The organism is Immundisolibacter sp., from assembly GCF_041601295.1.
Lineage (GTDB): Bacteria > Pseudomonadota > Gammaproteobacteria > Immundisolibacterales > Immundisolibacteraceae > Immundisolibacter.
On the sequence record NZ_JBFIII010000143.1, the window covers coordinates 1 to 4,869 of the forward strand.

Annotated in this window: 6 protein-coding genes; 3 read left to right on the top strand and 3 right to left on the bottom strand. The window is 63.1% G+C overall.

Features of this window, described 5'->3' with window-relative positions:
* Positions 1–804 (top strand): FAD-binding oxidoreductase (locus ABZF37_RS13485; protein ID WP_372720784.1); only part of this gene is annotated, 804 nt, incomplete at its 5' end.
* A gap of 58 nt (positions 805–862) precedes the next feature.
* On the opposite strand, the gene ABZF37_RS13490 is transcribed toward ABZF37_RS13485, so the two are convergent.
* Positions 863–1,624: an SDR family NAD(P)-dependent oxidoreductase gene (locus tag ABZF37_RS13490; RefSeq protein ID WP_372720786.1), complete on the bottom strand. Its 762-nt coding sequence runs from the start codon at positions 1,622–1,624 to the stop codon at positions 863–865.
* Between the two features lie 136 nt (positions 1,625–1,760).
* On the opposite strand from ABZF37_RS13490, the gene ABZF37_RS13495 reads away from it, so the two are divergent.
* Positions 1,761–2,441 carry a nitroreductase gene (locus ABZF37_RS13495; protein WP_372720788.1) on the top strand — a complete coding sequence of 227 codons (681 nt, stop codon included), beginning with the start codon at positions 1,761–1,763 and terminating at the stop codon, positions 2,439–2,441.
* Between the two features lie 399 nt (positions 2,442–2,840).
* On the opposite strand, the gene ABZF37_RS13500 is transcribed toward ABZF37_RS13495, so the two are convergent.
* Together ABZF37_RS13500 and ABZF37_RS13505 are read right to left on the bottom strand one after the other, a co-directional pair.
* Positions 2,841–3,944, bottom strand: coding sequence for an alkane 1-monooxygenase (locus tag ABZF37_RS13500; protein WP_372720791.1), 1,104 nt, complete (start codon positions 3,942–3,944; stop codon positions 2,841–2,843).
* A 15-nt stretch (positions 3,945–3,959) separates the two neighbouring features.
* Positions 3,960–4,094, bottom strand: a complete 135-nt coding sequence (locus ABZF37_RS13505) for a hypothetical protein (protein ID WP_372720793.1) — start codon at positions 4,092–4,094, stop codon at positions 3,960–3,962.
* A gap of 281 nt (positions 4,095–4,375) precedes the next feature.
* On the opposite strand from ABZF37_RS13505, the gene ABZF37_RS13510 reads away from it, so the two are divergent.
* A partial coding sequence (locus ABZF37_RS13510) for an alcohol dehydrogenase catalytic domain-containing protein (protein ID WP_372720795.1) occupies positions 4,376–4,869 on the top strand: 494 nt, incomplete at its 3' end.

Genomic DNA, 4,869 nt, shown 5'->3' on the forward strand with positions numbered 1-4,869 from the left:
CAGGCCAAGGTGGCGCCGGGCGAGGAAATCACGCTCGAAGTGGACATTGACAGTCGGCGCCCACATTTCCACCAGATGACCTGCCAGGGCCGTATCACGGCGCAGATTCCGCTCACCCACGACATCGTCGAGTTGCGCCTGCAGATCGACCAGCCTCTGGAGTATGCCGCTGGTCAGTATGCGGCTCTGCGGCCTGCGCACATTGAGCGCGCGCGCGAGTATTCGTTTGCCGCCGCACCGACGCCGGGCGGTGATCGGACGCTGGGTTTCTTCGTACGCTTGACCCCGGGCGGGCAGTTCACTACCTGGCTGTTTGCCGAATCGCGGGTTGGCCAGATGCTGGAAGTAACGGGGCCGGGCGGTGATTTCTGGTTGCGGCCGGCGCCGGCGCCACTGCTGCTGGTGGCCGGCGGCAGTGGTCTTGCGCCGGTGCTGGCGCTACTTGAAGAAGCCGCCCGCGCCGGGGTGGCGCGCGACGCGGTGTTCCTGTTTGGCGCCCGTACCCAGGGCGATCTGTACAAGCTGGATGCCATCGAGGCGATTGGCAGTCGCTGGGCCGCGCCGTTTCAGTTCCTGCCGGTGCTCTCGCATGAGCCGCCGGACAGCGGCTGGACCGGCGCCCGCGGACTGGTGACGGAATTTCTCACCGCCCCGCATGTGGCGCAGCTTGCCAGCCGCCATGGCTACCTGTGTGGTCCACCGCCGATGATCGACGCCGCCCTGGTGGTGCTTGCCGCCGCCGGTGTGGCGGATCGCGATGTGCACTACGACAAGTTTCTCGACGCCAGCAACCTGAGCCGCTGAGCCGGCGCTCAGCTCCTTGCAGGATCGCTGGCTGCTCGGCCCAACAAACCCGGACCTCTCAGCGACAGAACATGCCCCCATCCACGGTGTAGGTTCCACCGGTGCAGTAGGGACTCTCGTCGCCAGCCAGGAACAGCATCAGATCGGCAACCTCCTGGGGCGTGCCGTAGCGCTGCATGGGGATGCGCTGGGTGATGAAGGCTTTGGCGGCGTCCGGCTGATCCGGCAGAAAACCGGTTTCGAGCGAACGCATCATGCGTGTTTCGATGGGCGCCGGATTGACCGTGTTGACCCGGATATTCATGGGCGCGCATTCGCCCGCAGCCGTGCGCATAAGTCCGACCACAGCGTGTTTGCTTGCACAATAGGCCGACATATTGTCGGCCCCGCTCAGGCCGGCGACCGACGAGGTGATGACGATACTGCCGCCGCCACGTCTGGCGATTTGCGGGATGCAGTATTTTAGGCCCAGCCATACGCCCCGTACGTTGACCGCCATGACCCGGTCGAAGGTGGCGATGTCGTAATCGGTTATGGGCCTTACCTGGCCCTCGATGCCGGCATTTAAAACGGCGATATCAAGCCCGCCGTAGCGCTGCACTGCCGCTTCCACACAGGCCGCCATCTGCTCCGCTTGTGACACGTCGGCGACGCAGTAACTCATCGCATCGGTGCTTTTCGCCACCTCTTTCAGGGCTGTTTCGTCCAGATCAACAAGTAATACGCGTGCGCCCTGCGCGGCGAAGCGGCGCGCAGCGGCTTCGCCGATGCCGCCGGCTGCGCCGGTGATGAGGGCAACTTTTTCAGCCAGTCGATTCACGTGGTGGTCTCCTTGGGAGCAGCGGGTCAGGGTTTCGGGCAGATTCCAGATGCAGGGATACTAACCGCACCCGCGCACGGATTAACGTGGCGGCTGGATCGTCCGCGAAACTCGATACCCGCCAAGGAGCTCAACATTGGAAGTCATTGCGGCGATGCGGGATCGAATCTCGGTACGCGCCTACCTTGATCAGCCGGTTACCAGAGAAACGTTGGAACAGGTGCTGGAGGCGGCGCGCTGGGCGCCGTCGGGCACCAACACGCAGCCATGGCAAGTGCTTGCCGTGACCGGAGCGGTCAAGCAGCGCATCAGCACTGGAATTCTGAGTCACGTGGCCGGCGGTGGCCCGCCGAGCGCCCACTACGACTATTACCCGGACAAGTTCGTCGAGCCCTACAAGGGCCGGCGCTGGCGCTGCGGTATGCAGTTATATGGGGCGCTCGGGGTTGGGGCGCTCGGGGTCAGCATCGACGACAAAGCGGCCCGGCAAAAGGCGATGCTCAATAATTTCGATTTTTTCGGTGCGCCGCTAGGCCTGTTCTTTTACATCGACCGGGCCATGGCGCGGGGGTCCTGGATCGACATGGGCATGTTTCTTCAGAACGTCATGCTCGCGGCGCGTGGTTACGGCCTCGAAACCTGTCCCCAGTTCGCGCTCGCCATGTATCCGCAAATTGTGGCGGAGCACATCGCGGCGCCCGAAAACCACGACCTGGTGTGCGGCATGTCGATCGGGTATGGCGATCCCGACGCGCCGGTGAACCGGTACCGTACCGAGCGGATGGCCGTTCAAGAGTTTTTGACCTGGGCCGAATAGGCGCCGGTTGGTCGGCCCAACGCGCCTACCCCGCCGGTACAGAAGCGCCTCCCGATGTCGTCGCAGGCGAGTTTGCCCGGAACCGGCTCGGTTAGCGCAGGCAGACGGAGCCCGGCCAGGGTGTTCGGACCCGCATTCATGGAGGGCCAGCGCTGTGGCGTGTTTCTGGCATGCCACAGGCAGCGCACTCAGCGAGAGCCGCTATTGGTCCAGGGTCCAATGCAAGCAGGTTTCTGCCACGCTAGACTGCCGGGTTCTCTTGGGTCAGGTCAACCTGGCCGCAGGCGCTCTTCGGCCCAGATTGGCGCTTGTATCGATGGCGCCGGGTCAGAGCACCCGTTTCCAGCTGCCGGATACGTCAGGCGTTTCGCGACTGAAGAAGCGCTGGTTCGCCAAACCTCAGCCTGTCGGTGCGCTATCCAGCCAGCGCGGCCAGCCGGCGTGGATGTTGGCGGCCATGGCCAACTCCCGCTCCCGCCCGTTGGCGTAGCGCCGATCCCAGTCAATGAGCCGCGGCTTGGCGATCATACGTTCCCACAGCGGCGGGATGAACGACGCCAGAAAGCAGGCCACGATGCTCGGCATCTGCGGCGCCTCGGGGTAGGGTCGCAGCAACTCATAGTGCTTGTCGGGGTCGAGGTGATGTTCGGCATGCGTGGATATCTCGAACGACACCGCACGGCTGAAGGTGTTCAAGTGATTCCATGAATGGTGCGGCAGCAGCGGCGTGCCCGGTTCGCGTACCAGGCCGTAGTGCTGCGTGTAGTTGAAGCCGCCCAGAATCAGGAAACACACCGCCCAGGCCGCCAGCAGCCAGGGCAGACCGAGCGGCCCCGCCAGCCACACAAACAGACCGACCCAGGTGCTGACGCTGAGCACCGCCCAAACCACGCGACTGCGCCACCAGAATACGGAATGCCCGGTTTTGCCCAGGCGATTTTTTTCGATCTGGTACGCGATACGGGTGCCGTGAACGATCGAGCGCCTGACAAAGCCGTATACCGACTCCCCGCGTACTGGAGTGTCAGAGTCCGCCGCGGTGCCGACGAACGGATGGTGGCCGTGCACGTGGTTGAGGTCGTTCATCGGCAGGCCGAACACCGTCAGGTACAGGCTGCAGTAAGCGATCTCCAGCGGATGCTTGCGGTGCATCAGTTCGTGGGCTGACGGAAGGCCGCCCAGCGCACTCAGGAACGCCACCGCAATCAAGGCGCCCAGCATGTTGAACAGGCCCAGATCATCGGCGCGGATGTGTAGCGCAAATAACACCCACAGCGTCACCATCAGCGGCAGTTGCAGGTACAACACGCCGTTGTAGAACCACTTGCCGGCGCCTCCGCGCAGGCTCAGGTCCACGCCGGAAGTGAAATCCAGCAGCGCCAGGCTGACGAAGCCAGCCAGCCCCAGCCATACCCAGCCACCGCCCAGGGCCAAGCCCACGATGCCGTTGCCCAGCATGGCGGTGGCAATGAGGTAACGCGCGTATTCGCCTATCCGTGGCATGTCTTTAGTCCTTGGTTAAGATTTGAACGAGGGGCCGGTCAGCTGATGTGCCGGCACCCGGGTTTGTCTGTTGACCAGATCCGGGTGGGTACCGCCGCCGCTGGGCATGCGCACGTCCATGCCCGTGGTGTCGATGTCCAGACGCGCCAAGCCGACCAAGCCTGGCCACGTCCAACCAAATTTCCGGCGTCTCCCAGGGCCATGCTTCTGTACCTTGGTCTTAGGCAGCGGCATGCAACCGGCTGATCATGTCGACGAGTTAGCAACTAAGTTCGCGTGTCAAGGTCGGTGGGTAAAATAAAAGCCGAAGTTTTCCGTTCTACGCGATTGCCATGCAGATTTTTTCTGCGTATGGTACCGCCCCTCGTAGTGCTCCGGGTCAGAACCCGGTGACGGCAGGGATAGAATCCGAGGCAGAAGGAGGAGCCTGAATGCAGATACGTGCCGCTGTTGTTCGCGAGCCAAAGGGGCAGTTCACGGTAGAAACCGTGGACCTGGCAGAGCCCGCTGACGACCAGATTTTGGTGCGCATCGTGGCCGCCGGCATGTGCCACACCGATCTGTCGATTCGAGACCAGCTCTACCCCGCGCCTTTACCCATGGTTCTGGGCCACGAAGGTTCCGGCGTGGTCGAGAAAGTCGGCCGCAACGTGCGCAAGGTGGTGCCCGGTGACCACGTCGTGCTGACCTTTTATAGCTGCGGCCTGTGCGAAAACTGCCTTGCCCACCAGCCGCTGTCCTGTCTGAACGCCTTTGGCATGAACTTCGGCGGTCGCACGCCGGACGGCAAGTGCACCATCCACAATCACGACGAAGAAATCGGTTGCAGCTTTTTCGGCCAGTCGTCCTTCGCCGGTTATGCGCTGTCTTACGAGCGCAACACCATCAAGGTCACCAAGGATGTGCCGCTGGATATCCTGGGGCC

Bases quoted from the DNA above. Each gene is read 5' to 3' on its own strand.
- ABZF37_RS13500 (WP_372720791.1), bottom strand. From the start codon at position 3,944: ATGCCACGGATAGGCGAATACGCGCGTTACCTCATTGCCACCGCCATG.